Origin of the sequence: Luteibacter mycovicinus, from assembly GCF_000745235.1 — a bacterium.
GTDB lineage: Bacteria > Pseudomonadota > Gammaproteobacteria > Xanthomonadales > Rhodanobacteraceae > Luteibacter > Luteibacter mycovicinus.
In genome coordinates, this window is the sequence record NZ_JQNL01000001.1 from 3,173,521 (window position 1) to 3,189,254 (window position 15,734).

Below are 15,734 nucleotides of genomic sequence, written 5' to 3' on the forward strand. Positions count from 1 at the left end.
GATGATCAACCATCCGTCGAGCGCGTCAGTGTTTCCCACCTCGTCATGTCGTCCGCCATCGCCTTGAGCTTGTCGCGGACCAGAGCCAATGCATCGCTGCCGAGCAGGAGATGCGCTGGCGGAGCGGGCAACTCGACAAGCGCGAGCATCGCCTTCGCCGCCTTTGCCGGATCGCCGAGCTGCTTGCCGCTTTTCTCCTGGCGTGCCTGCCTGATCGGATCGAACGTCGCGTCGTAGTCCGGAATGCTGCGCGGTGAACGCTGCATCGACCGGCCCGCCCAGTCGGTACGGAAGCTGCCGGGTGCCACGGCGGTGACATGGACGCCGAAGGGGCTCAGTTCCTTGCCCAGCACTTCGCTGATGCCTTCGAGAGCGAACTTGCTGCCGCAGTAGTAGGCGATGCCCGGCATCGTGATAAAGCCGCCCATCGAGGTGATGTTCACGATGTGGCCGCGGCGACGTTCGCGAAACCGTGGCACGAAGGCCTGCGTGACCGCCACGGCACCGAACACGTTGACCTCGAACTGTCGGCGCATCTCATCGAGAGGCGATTCTTCGAAGATCCCTTCGTGCCCGTAACCGGCGTTGTTGACGAGAACATCGACCGGTCCGAAGCGCGCTTCCGCGTCGGATACGACAGCGGGAATCGCGTCGATATCGGTGACGTCGAGAAGCATGCCGTGGGCGCGCGTCTCGTCGAGCCCTTCGAACGCGCGGCGCGCCTCGTCGTTGCGCACGGTGCCGATCACGCGATGGCCGGCAGCGAGGGCCTCGCGGGCAAGGGCCTCGCCGAAACCGCTGCTGACACCCGTGATGAAAAAGGTCTTGCTGGACATGGATGGTCTCCTGGTCAGGTAGGGGAGCCATGCTAGGCTCCGTACCCCTTGCCTCCCATGGCCTGGGGTGTGGCGTGCTTGCCTGATCCTATGAGTGGCGATTGCCGGGACAGGCGATAAGGCGGACCATGTCGTCATGGATTCCCACCTCCGACGCCGCATGATCGACCTGCTTCGCGAGCTCGCACCCGCGGAGGGTTACACCCTGACGCCGCTGTCCGACGTGCGTCTCCTGCGGTCCGACCGGCCGCTGAGTCGTACGCCCGTGCTCTACGAACCCGGCATCGTCGTGGTGGTGCAGGGGCGCAAGCGGGGGCTTCTCGGTGATGAGGTCTTCGTCTACGACGCCGAGCATTACCTCGTGGTTTCGGTGCCCGTGCCCTTCACGATGGAGACCGATGCGTCCGCCGACGAGCCGTTGCTGGCGATCTACTTTCGCCTCGATCACGGGATGGCGGCCGACCTGTGCATGCGGATCGACGAACGACAGGGATCGTCCACCGCGTCTCCGCGAGGGCTTTATGCCTCGCCGATGGAGGACGCACTCGCGGTATCCGTGCTTCGCCTGCTCGAAGCGTTGGCCAGGCCGCCGGAAGCTGACGTTCTGGGCCCGGCGCTCGTGCGCGAAATCTACTACCGGATACTGTCCGGTGCGCAGGGGGGGTCGCTGCGCGCCGCGCTCGCGCAGCAAGGCAAGTTCGGCATGGTGGCGAGAGCGATACGGATGATCCACAGCCGCTACCGCGATGCGCTGAGCGTCGATGAACTGGCTGACGAAGCGGCCATGAGCGCGCCGACGTTTCATGCCCACTTCCGCGCGATGACCGGGACGTCGCCCATGCGCTACGTGCAGTCCACACGGCTGCATCAGGCACGTCTGCTCATGCTTCGCCAGCACGCGACAGCAGCGGCGGCGGCAACGGCGGTAGGTTATGAAAGCGCGTCGCAGTTCAGTCGCGAGTTCAAGCGCCTGTTCGGCAGGCCACCGGTCGAAGAGGTCGAGCGCATGAAGCGGAACTTCGCGCTGCCCGCGGCCATGACGCCGTCGCCCTACGTCTCATCGCACTGACCGGAGGCCTGTCGGTCTTCACATGCCCTGACGCGCTGCAACGTGGGTGTTTTAAAGGCCCGTGTAAACTTACCGGATGCTGAGTACATCCCGATGAGTCCCACCACCCGTTCGGTTGCCCTCGTGGGCGCCCCCACCGATATCGGCGCCGGCCACCGCGGCAGCTCCATGGGCCCCGAGGCCCTGCGCGTCGCCCGTCTGGCCGAGCGCCTGGCCAGGCGCGGCATGCATGTCGTCGATCGCGGCAATCTGGTCGGCCCCCTGAATCCGTGGGAGCCCCCGGTGGACGGTTATCGCCACCTCGATGCCGTCGTGGCCTGGAACACCGCGGTGCACGACGCGATCCATGCCGCGCTCACCGAGGGGCACCTGCCGATCATGCTCGGCGGTGACCATTGCCTGGCGATCGGCTCAATTTCCGCCGTGGCGCGTCACTGCCGTGACACGGGCAAGAAGCTTCGCGTGCTCTGGCTCGACGCCCACGCGGACTTCAACACCAGCCAGATCACCCCGTCCGGCAACATCCACGGCATGCCCGTGGCCTGCCTGTGCGGCTACGGCCCAGACGTCCTGACCCATATCGGCGGCACGGTGCCGGCCACCTCGCCGGACGTCTTCCGCCAGATCGGCATCCGCTCCGTGGACGAGGGCGAAAAGCGTTTCGTCCACGAGGTGGGCATCGACATCTACGACATGCGTTACATCGACGAGATCGGTATCAAGGCCGCGATGGAAGAAGCTCTGTCGGGCGTCGACGAAGACACCCATCTGCACGTGAGCTTCGATGTCGACTTCCTCGATCCGTCGATCGCCCCGGGTGTAGGAACGACGGTCCGCGGAGGACCCAACTACCGCGAAGCCCAGCTGGTGATGGAAATGATCGCCGACACCGGCCGGGTAGGTTCTCTGGACATCGTCGAACTGAATCCGGCCTTCGACAAGCGCAACCAGACCGCAAAGCTGGCGGTGGACCTGGTGGAATCGCTGTTCGGTAAATCCACCCTGATGCGCTGATCGCGGCGACGCGTCGCAGGCCCGGGTCGCCCCCGGGCCGCCTCGCGGGCTACACTCGGACGGTTATCGTCTGTAGCTCATAAGGTTCCTATGCACACCCGCGTCCTCACCGGCATTACCACCACTGGCACGCCGCATCTCGGCAACTTCGTCGGTGCGATCCGCCCGGCCGTGCTGGCCAGCAAGGATCCGAACGTCGATGCGTTCTACTTCATGGCCGACTACCACGCTCTGATCAAGAGCGACGACGCCAACCGCGTCGAGGCGTCCCGTCTGCAGATTGCCGCGTCGTTCCTGGCCGCGGGTCTGGATCCGGATGTCGCCACGTTCTACCGGCAGTCCGACATTCCTGAAGTTCCGGAGCTGATGTGGCTGCTGACCTGCGTGACGAGCAAGGGTCTGCTCAACCGTGCGCATGCTTATAAGGCCGCCGTGGACCGCAACATCGAGCAGCGGGAAGACGCGGACGCCGGCGTCACCGCGGGCCTCTACATGTACCCCGTGCTGATGGCGGCGGACATCCTCGCGTTCAACGCGAACAAGGTGCCGGTCGGCCGCGATCAGATCCAGCACATCGAAATGGCGCGCGACATCGCGCAGCGCTTCAACCATACCTACGGGCGCGAGTTTTTCGTGATGCCCGAGGCGCACATCGAAGAGCAGGTGGCGACCCTGCCGGGCCTGGATGGTCGCAAGATGTCCAAGAGCTACGACAACACCATTCCGCTGTTCGAGGGCGGCACGAAGGGCATGCGCGAGGCGATCATGAAAATCGTCACCGATTCGCGTGCGCCGGGTGAGCCGAAGGACAGCGCCAACTCCGCGCTGTTCACCATCTTCAAGGCGTTCGCCACACCGGCGGAGACGCAGGCCTTCGAAGAAGCCCTGCACGGCGGTATCGGCTGGGGTGAGGCCAAGACGGTGCTGTTCGAGCGCGTCGAGGCCGACGTCGCGCCGATGCGCGCGCGTTACGAAGACCTGATGGCCCGCCCTGACGACATGGAGGACATCCTTCTTGCCGGTGCGGCCAAAGCACGCGCCATCGCCGGTCCGCTGGTGGAGACGCTGCGCGAGGCCGTCGGCCTGCGTAACGCGCGGCATCGTCGGAAGGTGGCTGATGAGCCGGCCGCTGCGGCTGCGCCGGCTGCCGCGCCGAAAGCGAAGCCGCCGCGTTTCGCCAGCTTCCGGGAGGATGACGGCAGCTTCCGTTTCCGCCTGTTCGGCGCGGACGGCGAAGAGCTGTTGTTGTCACGGTCCTTCGCCGATCCCAAAGCCGCGGGGACGCTGCGCCAGACGCTCGCTACGCTGGGTGGCGCCCAGGCCGCGCTCGAGTCGCAGGGCGACCGTATCGTTCTGCTGGTCGACGGCGCGGTCGTCGCCGAAGGCCAGTCGTATCCGGATGAGGCGGCTCGCGCCGCCCTCGTCCTTCGCCTGCGTACGGCACTCGACGTGCTTGCCGCCGTGACGGCGGACGAAGCGGCGGCTAAAGCCGCGAACAAGGCGGCGGGCTGAGGCATGGTCCATCCCGGCGACATCGGGCAAGGCGCCTGACGCATGCGCTATCTCGCGCTCATGCTGCTGGCGCCCTGGCTGATCGTCCTGGGCTGGGCGTACTGGCGCTATCCGAAGTCGCTGCTGACCAACGGCACGCGGCGCAGCTTCGATGTGCTGGCGTTGCTAGCCGCCGTGACCGCGGCGATCCAGTCGGCGTTGATCGCCTTCGACGCGGTGCAATTGCCCGCGGCCGATCAGTTCGGTCCGAAGAGCGGCGCCATCTGGCAGCAGGTGGTGCCGGCGCTCTGGGCGTACGGAGCGTTCGTCGCCGTGCTGGTCGTGGCGCTCATCGTGCGGCAGCTGGTATGGCGGCGGCGCTGAGGCGCTCGCCGCCATGCGTCCCTCTCACGCCCCGCGTACCTGCGCCGTCAGGCCTTTGAGAAAATTCCGCAGGAACTGATCGCCGCACAGACGAAAATTGCTGTGTTTAGGCTGGCGGAACAGCGCATTGATCTCGCCGCGCGACACGCGGAAACCCACGTTCGCCATCAGCGCCAGAATGTCGTCCTCCTTCAGTTCGAAGGCGACGCGCAGCTTCTTCAGCACGAGGTTGTTGTTGATGCGCGCCTCGACCGGGCGGGGAGGCTGGCTCTCGTCGCGGCCGCGGCGATGAATGATCAGGCCGTCGAGAAAGTGCGCCAGCGCGATGTCCGGCATCTCGACGAAGCCGGGTTCGTCTTCCTTGCGCAGCCAGGGAGCGACCTGTTCGCGGGTGGCGTCGAAGCCGGTGAGCTTGAGGATCTCGACCACATGAACCTCGCCGAGGTCGAGCATGTAGCGGATGCTGCGGAGGGTGTCGTTATTGAGCATCGGCCTAGGATAGCGCGATGCGGGGTCGGCAGGGCTGAAGGCATCGCGCGCGGGGCGCGCTCCTACACCATCGTGTAAGAGCGCGCCCCGCGCGCGAATGGACCCACAGGATCGCCGCGACTTACTGCGGCAGACCGAGGTCGTCGATCATCGCCTTGAGGAAGCGCGCCGCTTCGCCGCCGGTGGCGGCGCGGTGGTCGAAGGTCAGCGAGAGCGGCATGCGGCGATGCACTTCGATACCGCCCATCACGGCGACCACGTCGTGGCTCAGCTTGCCCGCACCGATGATCGCAACGGTCGGCGGCACCACCACCGGCGTAGCGTAACGACCGGCAAACATGCCGAAATTGGACAGGCTGATGGTGTAGCCGGAGAGTTCCGATGCCGGGATGCTGCGATCCTCGACCGACGAACGCAGTCGCTTGATCGCGGCGCGGACACCGGCACCGTCGAGCACGTCGGCGTTACGCAGCGCGGGCACGAACAGGCCGTCTTCGGTGTCCACGGCGATGCCGATGTCCACGTGCGGATGCAGCGTGCGGGTCAGGTCCTTGCCGTTGAACCAGGCGTTGAGCGCCGGCACGGCCTTGCAGGCCACGACGATGGCGCGGATCAGACGCGCGGTGATGTCCTGCTTGCCGATCCAGGCATGCAGATCGGCATCGTCGACGATCGTGGTCGGGACGACCTGGGCATGCGCATCGGCCATGACGCGCGCCATGTTGCGGCGGACACCCTTGAGCTGTTCCGGCTGGCCCATCGCGTCCTTGCCCGGAGGCGCCGTGCGCACGGCCTTGCCCGCGAGCGACACCGGCGTACGCGAGGGGGCGGGACCCGGCTCGGGCAACGTGGGTGCCAGGTGCTGGGCCGAGGCGGGGCGCGTGGGTGCGGCAGGCTGCGAGCCGGATGCCCGAGCGCGGCGCCCCCGTTGGCGGCGGCGTTCTTCACGTCGGCCATGGTGATCACGCCACCGGCGCCCGTGGGCGACACGCGGGTGAGGTCGATCTTCATCTTCTTCGCCAGCGCGCGCACGGCCGGTACGGCCTTGACGCCACCGGCGCTCGAGACCTGCTCGGTGTGCACGGCGTTGCCGCTGACCATGGCGCCGACGACGGTGCCTTCGTCTTCGCGCTGTGCCGGGGCCTTGCCGTCGGATTCGATCTCGCCGCCGTCGTCGGAGGCGACGACCTTGGACGCATCATCCGGTGCCGGGCTGCCGACGCTCTTCTTCGGGCCGTGGTGGTGACCCGTGGATTCGGCTTCGGCACGCTGGCGGGCGTTCGGATCGATTTCGAAGTCAGCCAGCGACGCGCCGGTTTCGATGATGTCACCGACGCCGCCGTGCAGTTTCTTCACGGTGCCGGAGAACGGCGACGGCACGTCGACGACGGCCTTCGCGGTTTCCATCGACACCAGCGGGGCGTCGAGCTTGATGGTGTCGCCTTCCTTGACGTGCCACTCGACGACGGTCGCGTCGGGCAGGCCTTCGCCGAGGTCCGGCAGGTAAAAGGTCTTGATGTCGGCCATGTCTATCGTTTCCTCAGGAGGCGGCGAGCGTGCGCTGGGCGGCTTCGACGATGCGTTCGACGCTGGGCAGGTACTTCATTTCCAGGCGGAACAGCGGGATGTGGGTATCGAAGCCGGTGACGCGTTCGACCGGCGCGAGCAGGCTGTACAGGCATTCCTCGGACAGACGGGCGGCGATCTCCGCACCGAAACCGGCCGTCTTCGGAGCCTCGTGCACGATGACGCAGCGGCCGGTCCTGCCGACCGACTCGGCAATCGTGTCGAAGTCCAGCGGGGTCAGCGTGGCGACGTCGATGACTTCGGCGCTGATGCCCTGCTGCGCGAGTTCGTCGGCGGCCTCGAGGCATTCCTTGACCTGCGCGCCCCAGGTGACCAGCGTGACGTCGGTGCCGTCACGCAGCACGAAGCACACGTCGAGCGGCAGCGCTTCGCCGTCATCGGGCACTTCTTCCTTGTACTGGCGATAGATGCGCTTGGGCTCGAAGAAGATCACCGGATCCGGATCGCGGATGGCGGCGAGCAGCAGGCCGTAGGCACGCGCCGGGGACGACGGCATGACTACGCGCAGGCCGGGGATGTTGGTGAACAGGTGCTCGTTGGCCTCGGAGTGATGCTCCGGCGCACGAATGCCGCCGCCCCAGGGGGCGCGCCACACAGCCGGCACGGTCATGCGACCGCGGGTGCGGTTGCGCATGCGCGCGGCGTGGCAGGCGATGTGCTCCATCATCGGGTAGATGAAGCCTTCGAACTGCGCCTCGGCGACCGGCTTCATGCCCTGCACGGCCAGGCCGATGGTCAGGCCGGCAATGGTGCCTTCGTCCAGCGGCGTGTCGATGACGCGCTCTTCGCCGAACTGTTCCTGCAGGCCCTGGGTGGCGCGGAACACGCCGCCGTTGACGCCGACGTCCTCACCGAGCACCACGACGCTTTCGTCGTTGCGCATTTCGTAGGCGAGCGCCTGGGTCACTGCTTCGATCAGAGTGATTTGTGCCATGGGAAGAGATCCTTACGACTTGCGATCGAGGGAAGCGACGTAGTCACGCTGCGCTTCGAGGTCGGCCGGGACTTCGGCGTACAGATAGTCGAACATCGCCGTGGCCGGCTGGTTCTTCGTCTCCAGGTACGCGTTGACCTCGTTGTCCATCCAGTCATCGCACTCGGCCTTCCAGGCCTCTTCCTTCGCGTCGTCCCACTTGCCCTTGGCTTCGAGCCACTTGCGCAGGCGCGGCACGGGGTCGCGCTCCCAGGCGTCCTTCACTTCCTGCTCGCCGCGGTAGCGACGGGCGTCGTCGGCGGTGGTGTGGTCGCCGAGGCGGTAGGTCACCGCTTCGATCACGCTGCCACCCTGGCCGGAACGGGCGCGCTCGAGCGCGTCTTCCATCGCCTTGCGCACGGCGATGATGTCGTTCCCGTCCACCTGGATGCAGAACAGGCCGGCCGCGATGCCCTTCTGGGCCAGTGTGCCGGAACCGCTCTGGATGCGGCGCGGGACCGAGATGGCCCACTGGTTGTTCACGATGACGGCGACCAGCGGCAGGTTCTGCGCACCGGTGACGTTGATCGCGCCGTAGAAGTCGCCCTTGGACGAACCGCCGTCACCGATCGTGCAGACCGCCACGCGCGGTTCCTTGCGGATCTTGAAGGCGAGCGCCGAACCGGCGGCGTGCAGGCACTGCGTACCGATGGGCACGCACCAGGCGAAGTCGTGCGCGGGGGCATCGGCGAAGTCGTTGCCACGCTCGTCGCCACCCCAGTAGGTGTAGACCTCGCGCGGCTTGACGCCGCGATACAGCTGCGCGCCGTATTCGCGGTAGGACACCGCGAGGGAGTCTTCGCGGCGCATGGCGCTGCCGATACCGACGTGCGCGGCCTCGTGACCGAGGCACGACGCGTAGGTACCGAGCTTGCCGGTGCGCTGCAGCGCGATCGACTTGGCGTCGAAGACGCGTGTGGAGACCATCAGCTTGTAGAGCTCGACCATATGGTCGAGATCCTTTGCGAATTCAGGGAGTTCCTTACCGGTTTCCTTGCCATCCTGGTCAAGGTACTGCAGGTATTCGATTTCGAACTTGGCGGCGACGGACACGACTCGCTCCCAGGGGAAGGTTAGAAACGACACGCACGAGTGGGGAAGCGGACGGCCCATCCAGCGGGGCACGAGCGGCTTTTCGATCATTGCGAGCCGGACTAGATATCAGGGGTATTATCACCCGGCAAGGCACGGCGCAGCATGAGACCGGCCGTCGCAGCCCCGGAATGGCGGCGCGGCGCGGGTTTCAGGGCTTCCAAACCCCTTTTTGCGAATCGACTCACCCATGACCAATCCTCAGCGCGACCTCGAACCGGGCATCCGCACCGACCTCGACGGGCGCCTCACGTATGGCGACTACCTGCGACTGGACAAGGTGCTGTCCGCGCAGGAGCCCCGCAGCAACCCGCCCCAGCATGACGAGATGCTCTTCATCATCCAGCACCAGACCTCGGAGCTCTGGCTGAAACTGCTGATCCACGAGCTGGACGCGGCGCTGGTGCATCTCCGCATGGACGACGTCGACCGCGCGTTGAAAATCCTTGCCCGTGTCAAACATATCCAGCACCAGCTCTACGAGCAGTGGGGCGTGCTCGAAACACTGACACCCACGGAGTATCTGCAGTTCCGCGACGTGCTCGGTCCGTCCTCCGGATTCCAGTCGCTGCAGTACCGCATCGTCGAATTCGTGCTGGGCAACAAACACGCCGACATGCTGCGCGTGTTCGAGCACGATCCGCTTGCCCACGAGCGCCTCAGGGCCACTTTCGAAGCACCTGGGCTTTACGACGAATACCTGCGGTTCCTCGCACGCCGCGGGCACGCGGTGCCGTCGAGCGTGCTGCAACGCGATACCAGCCAGCCGTGGCAGCGCGAACCCGCCTTGCTGCCGGTCTTCAAGCGCATCTACGAAAACACCGCCAGCCACTGGCCTGAGTACCATCTCAGTGAGCAACTCGTGGATATCGAGGAATCGTTCCAGCTCTGGCGCTTCCGCCACATGAAAACCGTGGAGCGCATCATCGGCTTCCGCACCGGCACCGGCGGTTCCTCCGGCGTGGCTTTCCTGCGCAAGGCGCTCGAGCAGAGCTTCTTCCCCGAGCTGATCGAAGTACGCACCATCCTGGGCACCTGACATTTGACGTTCCCGCCCGGTCCAGCTAAACACCCTTGATCGATCGACCGATCCATCGCCAAGGGAAGCCATGACACCGACCGCCCCAAGCCAGACACGGCCCGTGCCCGACTATCCGCAGACCCTGGGGCATCCGCGCCCCTTGTGGATGCTGTTCATGACCGAATTCTGGGAGCGCTTCGCTTTCTACGGCATGCGCTGGGCGCTGACGCTGTACATCGTGGCCGAATTCTTCAAGGGCGATGCATCGGGGCAGGGCTACGCCAGCCGAACCTACGGCGCGTACCTCGCGCTGGTCTACGCGTCGGCCATCTTCGGCGGCTGGGTCGCCGACCGCATCCTCGGTTACCAGCGCTCGATCCTCGTCGGCGCCGCCGTGATGGGCGCGGGCCTGTTCATGGTGATGGTGCCGAACCAGCAGGTGTTCCTCGCCGGTCTGGCCACGGTGATCGTGGGCAACGGTCTGTTCAAACCGAACATTTCTTCGCTGGTCGGCCAGATCTACCCGCAGGGCGATGACCGCCGCGATCGCGGCTTCACCATCTTCTACATGGGCATCAACATGGGCGGCTTCCTCGCCCCGCTGATCACCGGCTGGATCGCCTCGGTGATGAGCAACACGCCGTTGCAGGACAACTACCGCGCCGTCTTCGCCTCCACCGGCGTCGGCATGGTGATCTGCTTTATCTGGTTCCTCATCGGCAAGAAACAGCTCAAGGGCGTCGGCGTGCCGCCGCCGGAGCGCCACGAGGGCAAGAGCCTGATCGCCGTGATCGTCGGCATCCTCGTCGCCATTCCGCTGGTCTACCTGCTGATGGCCAAGGCGGGCGCGATCTTCATCGCGTGGCTGCTCGGCGTGCTCTTCATCGGCGTGGCCGCGATGCTGGTCGTCGAGGCCGTCCGGCACGACCGCATCCAGATCCACCGCGTCATCGCCATGCTGCTGCTGTTCGCCTTCAACGTGCTGTTCTGGATGTTCTTCGAACAGGCCGGCAGCTCGTTCAACTTCCTCGCGCAGAACATCGTCGATCGTCACATGTTCGGCGGCTGGGAATTTCCCACCGGCTGGTTCCAGTCGGTGAACTCGGCGGCGATCCTGGTCTTTGCGCCCATCGTGGCGCTGGCCTGGGGCTGGTCGGCACGGCACCGCAAGGAACCGTCGATCCCGCGCAAGTTCGGCCTCGGCCTCATGTTCAACGCACTGGGTTTCCTGGTGCTGATGTACGCGCTGAGCGCGCTCGTCGGTGCGGACAACCTGATCCCGTTCTGGCCGCTGGCGCTGTGCTACGTCATGCAGACCATCGGCGAGCTGTGCCTTTCACCGATCGGCCTGTCGATGGTGACCAAGCTGGCGCCGCTGCGCGTGGTCGGCCTGGCGATGGGTGGGTGGTTCCTGTCCACGGCGATCGGCAACAACCTGTCCGGCCTGCTGGCGGGTCATATCAGCGGCGAGACAGGGATGACCGTGGGCTCCGCGCTGAGCGGGTTCACCTTCAGCTTCGAGCTCTTGATCGGGGCGGGCATCGTGTTGTTCGTGATCGCACCGCTGATCAACCGGTTGATGCACGGGGTGAAATGACACGAGGCGTCGTTTCACGACGCCTCGTGTCACTGTAGGAGCGCGCCTTGCGCGCGATTCGGTAATGCCGCCACCTCGCATCACCGAATCGCGCGCGGGGCGCGCTCCTACGTAAGCGGTCGCGGTGTGGTTTTACCGCGCCGTGTCGAGAAGCTTGTCCAGAATGCTGTTGAGCTGGGCCCTCTCGCCCTCGTCCAGCTTCGCGAGCAACTCCCGCTCATGCGCCCGCGCCATCGGCGCGACCTCGTCATGAATCGCCCATCCGGCCTCGGACAGCTGCAGCACGGACCGGCGCTTGTCCCCGTCATGGGTGCCCCGATCCACGCGCCCCTTCTCGACCAGCCGCGCCACGGCCCGGCTTACGGCGACCTTGTCCATGGCCGTCCGCTCGACCACCTCCCGCGCCGAAATCTCGGGGAACCGGGCCAGAATCGTCATCACGCGCCATTCGGTCATGCTGAGCTGGAACCGGTCCTCGTACTCCGCGGCGATCGACTGGCTCACCGTGTTCGACAGGATCGACAGGCGGTAGGGCAGGAAGTGCTCCAGTTCCAGGGGGGCATGGGCGGGCACGGGTTCAAAGGTCATTGCTGCGCTGATCCTTGCAAATGGTTACAAGTGAAACTATAAGGTGCGAGTCGACGGCGTAAGCCGTGCCCAAGCCAGGAGTATCGCCCATGAGCGCCCAGCCCAATATCGGTATGGAAGTCACCACCTTCGAAAACCCGCAGGGTGTCGATGGCTTCGAGTTCGTCGAGTTCGCCGCGCCCGACAGCGCGCTGCTGCACACGCTGTTTCCGAAGCTTGGCTTTACGGCCGTGGCGAAGCACAAGACCAAGGCTATCACTCTGTATCGCCAGGGCGACTGCAATTTCCTGGTCAACGAAGAGCCGAACTCCTTCGCGTCCGATTTCGCAGCCGCGCACGGTCCGAGCGCCTGCGGCTTCGCGATCCGTTTCAACCGTCCGGCGACCGACGTGCAGGCCACCGCGCTGTCGAACGGCGCTGAGAAGATCGCGGACAAAGCCGACACGCTGGCGCTGAATGTCCCGACGATCCAGGGCATCGGTGGCTGCGCGCTGTATCTCATCGACACCTATGGCGCCAAGGGCGATGTGTTCGATTCGGAGTTCGAGTGGATTCCGGGCGTCGACCGGCACCCGAAGGGTTTCGGCCTCACGTTCATCGATCACCTGACCCACAACCTGCACTTCGGCAACATGCAGAAGTGGTCGGATTACTACGAGCGCCTGTTCAACTTCCGCGAGATCCGTTATTTCGACATCAAAGGCGCCAAGACCGGCCTGGTGTCCAAGGCGATGACCGCGCCGGACGGCATGGTCCGTATCCCGCTCAACGAGTCGTCGGACGAAAAGTCGCAGATCAACGAGTACATCCGCGAATACAACGGCGAAGGCATCCAGCACATCGCGCTGTTCACCGATAACATCTACGAGTCGGTGGAAGCGATGCGTGCGCAGGACGTGGCTTTCCTCGAGACCCCGGACACGTATTACGAAGTGATCGACATCCGCGTGCCGGACCACGGTGAAGACATCCCGCGCCTGCAGAAGAACAAGCTGCTGATCGACGCCGACGACGAGACCAAGAAGAAGCTGCTGCTGCAGATCTTCACCCAGAACAACATCGGGCCGATCTTTTTCGAGATCATCCAGCGCAAGGGCAACGAAGGCTTCGGCAACGGCAACTTCAAGGCGCTGTTCGAGTCCATCGAGCGCGACCAGATGCGTCGCGGCGTACTCTAAGATCACCGTCGACACGTAGGAGCGCGCCTCGCGCGCGACAGGACCCCGATGAGCCACATCGAAGACACCCGCGCCTACCAGACCGGCTTCGGCAACGAGTTCGCCACCGAAGCGGTCGCCGGCGTGTTGCCGACCGGACAGAACTCGCCGCAACAGGTCGCTCAAGGCCTGTACGCCGAGCAGTTGTCCGGCAGCGCGTTCACCGCGCCGCGTCACCGCAACCGGCGCAGCTGGCTGTACCGGATCCGTCCCGCCGCGCAGCACTCACCGTTCTCGGCGCTGGGCCACGAGACCTTCCATAACCGGTTTCAGGAAGCGTCGGCGACACCCAACCAGATGCGTTGGGATCCGTTGCCGATGCCTTCCACCCCGACGGATTTCCTCGACGGTCTCGTCACCATGGGTGGCAACGGCGGCGCGGAAGAGCAGGCGGGTATCGGTATCCACCTTTACTGCGCCAATCGCTCGATGGAAGGTCGTTACTTCTACGATGCCGATGGCGAGCTGCTGATCGTGCCGCAACAGGGCCGGTTGCGCATTCGCACCGAGCTGGGCGTGCTCGACGTCGCCCCGCTCGAGATCGCGGTGGTCCCGCGTGGCGTGCGTTTCCTGGTCGAGCTGCCGGACGGCGAAGCGCGTGGCTATGTCGCCGAGAACTTCGGGGCGCAGCTGCACCTTCCCGACCTCGGTCCGATCGGCGCGAACGGACTTGCCCACCCGCGTGACTTCCTCACGCCGGTGGCGTCCTACGAAGATCTCGACGGTGATTTCGCACTGATCGCGAAGTTTCAGGGCGCGCTGTGGTCGGCCACCATCGACCACTCGCCGCTCGACGTGGTCGCGTGGCATGGCAACTACGCGCCCTACAAATACGACCTGCGCCGCTTCAACACGATCGGCTCGATCGCGGTGGATCACCCGGATCCGTCGATCTTCACGGTGCTGACCTCGGCCAGCGACACGCCGGGCACGGCGAACATGGATTTCGTGATCTTTCCGCCGCGCTGGCTGGTGGCCGAGCACACATTCCGCCCGCCGTATTTCCATCGCAACGTGGCCAGCGAGTTCATGGGCCTGATCGATGGCGCGTACGACGCGAAGGCCGGTGGTTTCGTGCCGGGTGGGTCGAGCCTGCACAACTGCATGAGCGGCCACGGTCCGGACGCGGCGAGTTTCGAGAAGGCCTCCAACGCCGATGTCTCGCGCCCCGATCACATCACGGGCACGATGGCCTTCATGTTCGAGACCCGCAAGGTCATCCGCCCCACCCGCCAGGCGCTGGCATCCAAAGCGCTGCAGGGCGATTATTACGAATGCTGGCGCGGCCTGAAGAAACACTTCACGCCGCCGACGGTCTGATCGCAAAGGACATCCATGAAACTCGCTTCACTGAAGGAAGGCGGCCGTGACGGCACGCTGGTCGTCGTCAGTCGTGACCTAACCCGCGCCGTGAAAGCGGCGGGCATCGCGCCGACGTTGCAGGCCGCGCTCGACGACTGGAATGCCATCGCGCCGCGTCTCAATGCCTTGTCGGAAGATCTCAACGAGGGCAGGGCGACTGGTGCTTTCGATCTCGACGTGACGAAGCTCGCCGCGCCGCTGCCGCGTGCCTATGAATTCGTCGACGGCAGTGCCTATCTGCCTCACGTCGAGCGCGTCCGTCGTGCCCGTGGTGCCGAGGTGCCCGCGTCGTTCTACACCGACCCGCTGATGTATCAGGCGACCAGCGCCGGCTTTCTTGGGCCCCGCGATCCGGTCGTCGTGCCCAGCGAGGACTTCGGCATTGACCTTGAGGCCGAAGTGCTGGTCGTCACCGATGACGTGCCGATGGGCGTGACACCCGCACAGGCGGCTGGCCACATTCAGCTGATCGGACTGGTCAACGACGTTTCGTTGCGTGGCCTGATTCCCGGCGAGCTGGCGAAGGGCTTCGGCTTTCTGCAGTCCAAGCCGCGTTCCGCGCTGTCGCCAGTGTTCGTCACGCCCGACGAGCTGGGCGACGTGTGGAAAGACGAGAAGCTGCACCTGCCGATGCGGACGTGGATCAACGGCCAATGGTTTGGTGAGGCCGAGTGCGGTGTCGATATGCAGTTCGACTTCTCTCAGCTCGTTGCTCATGTGGCAAAGACGCGCCCGTTGACCGCCGGCACGCTGGTGGGCTCGGGCACGATTGCGAATGAGGACACGGGTAAGGGCGCTTCGTGCCTTGCCGAGCAGCGTACCGTTGAGACGTTGCGCGATGGCAAGCCGACGACGCCGTTTCTTTCCTTCGGCGATACCGTGAAGATCGACATCACGGATGAGAAGGGTTTGAGCATTTTCGGCTCGATCGAACAGCGCATTCAAAAAAACTGACGGCCCCGCATCCGGGCGACTCATGCGTGCGTATCTATTGGTACCCCAATCACGGGGACA

At 65.2% G+C, this 15,734-nt stretch carries 14 protein-coding genes and 1 pseudogene; 9 read left to right on the forward strand and 6 right to left on the reverse strand.

Annotation, left to right across the window (positions count from 1 at the left end):
- Positions 1-5: 5 nt before the first annotated feature.
- The gene (locus tag FA85_RS13910; protein ID WP_036115875.1) at positions 6-836 is read right to left on the reverse strand and encodes an oxidoreductase; all 831 of its coding nucleotides are present in this window, start codon (positions 834-836) and stop codon (positions 6-8) included.
- 136 nt (positions 837-972) lie between these two features.
- Between FA85_RS13910 and FA85_RS13915 the strand changes: the two genes are divergently transcribed.
- The 4 genes from FA85_RS13915 to FA85_RS13930 all read left to right on the forward strand — a co-directional run bounded on the left by FA85_RS13915 (position 973) and on the right by FA85_RS13930 (position 4,794).
- Entirely contained in the window at positions 973-1,905 is a 933-nt protein-coding gene (locus tag FA85_RS13915) for an AraC family transcriptional regulator (protein ID WP_036115871.1), read from the forward strand.
- Positions 1,906-1,998: 93 nt separating this feature from the next.
- A complete protein-coding gene (rocF, locus tag FA85_RS13920) occupies positions 1,999-2,919 on the forward strand; it encodes an arginase (protein WP_036115869.1) in 921 nt (306 codons plus the stop codon).
- A 90-nt stretch (positions 2,920-3,009) separates the two neighbouring features.
- Positions 3,010-4,431: a tryptophan--tRNA ligase gene (locus FA85_RS13925; protein ID WP_051943958.1), complete on the forward strand. Its 1,422-nt coding sequence runs from the start codon at positions 3,010-3,012 to the stop codon at positions 4,429-4,431.
- A gap of 42 nt (positions 4,432-4,473) precedes the next feature.
- Entirely contained in the window at positions 4,474-4,794 is a 321-nt protein-coding gene (locus FA85_RS13930; protein ID WP_036115867.1) for a hypothetical protein, read from the forward strand.
- A gap of 24 nt (positions 4,795-4,818) precedes the next feature.
- On the opposite strand, the gene FA85_RS13935 is transcribed toward FA85_RS13930, so the two are convergent.
- From FA85_RS13935 to pdhA, 4 genes and pseudogenes are all read right to left on the reverse strand, one after another.
- Entirely contained in the window at positions 4,819-5,283 is a 465-nt protein-coding gene (locus FA85_RS13935; protein WP_036115864.1) for a YehS family protein, read from the reverse strand.
- A gap of 121 nt (positions 5,284-5,404) precedes the next feature.
- Positions 5,405-6,810, reverse strand: a pseudogene (locus FA85_RS13940) (dihydrolipoamide acetyltransferase family protein).
- A gap of 13 nt (positions 6,811-6,823) precedes the next feature.
- Complete coding sequence (locus tag FA85_RS13945) at positions 6,824-7,804, reverse strand: alpha-ketoacid dehydrogenase subunit beta (RefSeq protein ID WP_036115856.1); 981 nt, start codon at positions 7,802-7,804, stop codon at positions 6,824-6,826.
- Positions 7,805-7,816: 12 nt separating this feature from the next.
- Positions 7,817-8,896 (reverse strand): pyruvate dehydrogenase (acetyl-transferring) E1 component subunit alpha, encoded by a 1,080-nt coding sequence (pdhA, locus tag FA85_RS13950; protein WP_036118354.1) that lies wholly within the window; start codon positions 8,894-8,896, stop codon positions 7,817-7,819.
- 229 nt (positions 8,897-9,125) lie between these two features.
- Between pdhA and FA85_RS13955 the strand changes: the two genes are divergently transcribed.
- Positions 9,126-9,974: a tryptophan 2,3-dioxygenase gene (locus FA85_RS13955; protein ID WP_036115854.1), complete on the forward strand. Its 849-nt coding sequence runs from the start codon at positions 9,126-9,128 to the stop codon at positions 9,972-9,974.
- A 70-nt stretch (positions 9,975-10,044) separates the two neighbouring features.
- A complete protein-coding gene (locus tag FA85_RS13960) occupies positions 10,045-11,553 on the forward strand; it encodes a peptide MFS transporter (RefSeq protein WP_036115850.1) in 1,509 nt (502 codons plus the stop codon).
- Positions 11,554-11,685: 132 nt separating this feature from the next.
- Here FA85_RS13960 and FA85_RS13965 read toward each other — a convergent pair whose 3' ends face one another.
- Positions 11,686-12,141: a MarR family winged helix-turn-helix transcriptional regulator gene (locus FA85_RS13965; RefSeq protein WP_036115847.1), complete on the reverse strand. Its 456-nt coding sequence runs from the start codon at positions 12,139-12,141 to the stop codon at positions 11,686-11,688.
- 89 nt (positions 12,142-12,230) lie between these two features.
- Between FA85_RS13965 and hppD the strand changes: the two genes are divergently transcribed.
- The 3 genes from hppD to FA85_RS13980 are packed head-to-tail and all read left to right on the forward strand — an operon-like array spanning position 12,231 to position 15,674.
- The gene (hppD, locus tag FA85_RS13970) at positions 12,231-13,319 is read left to right on the forward strand and encodes a 4-hydroxyphenylpyruvate dioxygenase (RefSeq protein ID WP_036115843.1); all 1,089 of its coding nucleotides are present in this window, start codon (positions 12,231-12,233) and stop codon (positions 13,317-13,319) included.
- Between the two features lie 48 nt (positions 13,320-13,367).
- The gene (gene hmgA, locus FA85_RS13975; protein ID WP_036115841.1) at positions 13,368-14,678 is read left to right on the forward strand and encodes a homogentisate 1,2-dioxygenase; all 1,311 of its coding nucleotides are present in this window, start codon (positions 13,368-13,370) and stop codon (positions 14,676-14,678) included.
- Between the two features lie 15 nt (positions 14,679-14,693).
- Positions 14,694-15,674 (forward strand): fumarylacetoacetate hydrolase family protein, encoded by a 981-nt coding sequence (locus tag FA85_RS13980; RefSeq protein WP_036115839.1) that lies wholly within the window; start codon positions 14,694-14,696, stop codon positions 15,672-15,674.
- Positions 15,675-15,734 lie beyond the last annotated feature (60 nt).

What these genes read in the sequence shown, in the direction of transcription:
- FA85_RS13925 (WP_051943958.1), top strand. Translation starts at nt 3,010, where the DNA reads ATGCACACCCGCGTCCTCACCGGCATTACCACCACTGGCACGCCGCAT.
- FA85_RS13965 (WP_036115847.1), bottom strand. Translation starts at nt 12,141, where the DNA reads ATGACCTTTGAACCCGTGCCCGCCCATGCCCCCCTGGAACTGGAGCAC.
- FA85_RS13910 (WP_036115875.1), bottom strand. Translation starts at nt 836, where the DNA reads ATGTCCAGCAAGACCTTTTTCATCACGGGTGTCAGCAGCGGTTTCGGC.
- hppD (WP_036115843.1), top strand. Translation starts at nt 12,231, where the DNA reads ATGAGCGCCCAGCCCAATATCGGTATGGAAGTCACCACCTTCGAAAAC.
- FA85_RS13945 (WP_036115856.1), bottom strand. Translation starts at nt 7,804, where the DNA reads ATGGCACAAATCACTCTGATCGAAGCAGTGACCCAGGCGCTCGCCTAC.
- FA85_RS13935 (WP_036115864.1), bottom strand. Translation starts at nt 5,283, where the DNA reads ATGCTCAATAACGACACCCTCCGCAGCATCCGCTACATGCTCGACCTC.
- hmgA (WP_036115841.1), top strand. Translation starts at nt 13,368, where the DNA reads ATGAGCCACATCGAAGACACCCGCGCCTACCAGACCGGCTTCGGCAAC.
- FA85_RS13930 (WP_036115867.1), top strand. Translation starts at nt 4,474, where the DNA reads ATGCGCTATCTCGCGCTCATGCTGCTGGCGCCCTGGCTGATCGTCCTG.
- FA85_RS13955 (WP_036115854.1), top strand. Translation starts at nt 9,126, where the DNA reads ATGACCAATCCTCAGCGCGACCTCGAACCGGGCATCCGCACCGACCTC.
- FA85_RS13960 (WP_036115850.1), top strand. Translation starts at nt 10,045, where the DNA reads ATGACACCGACCGCCCCAAGCCAGACACGGCCCGTGCCCGACTATCCG.
- rocF (WP_036115869.1), top strand. Translation starts at nt 1,999, where the DNA reads ATGAGTCCCACCACCCGTTCGGTTGCCCTCGTGGGCGCCCCCACCGAT.
- FA85_RS13980 (WP_036115839.1), top strand. Translation starts at nt 14,694, where the DNA reads ATGAAACTCGCTTCACTGAAGGAAGGCGGCCGTGACGGCACGCTGGTC.
- FA85_RS13915 (WP_036115871.1), top strand. Translation starts at nt 973, where the DNA reads ATGGATTCCCACCTCCGACGCCGCATGATCGACCTGCTTCGCGAGCTC.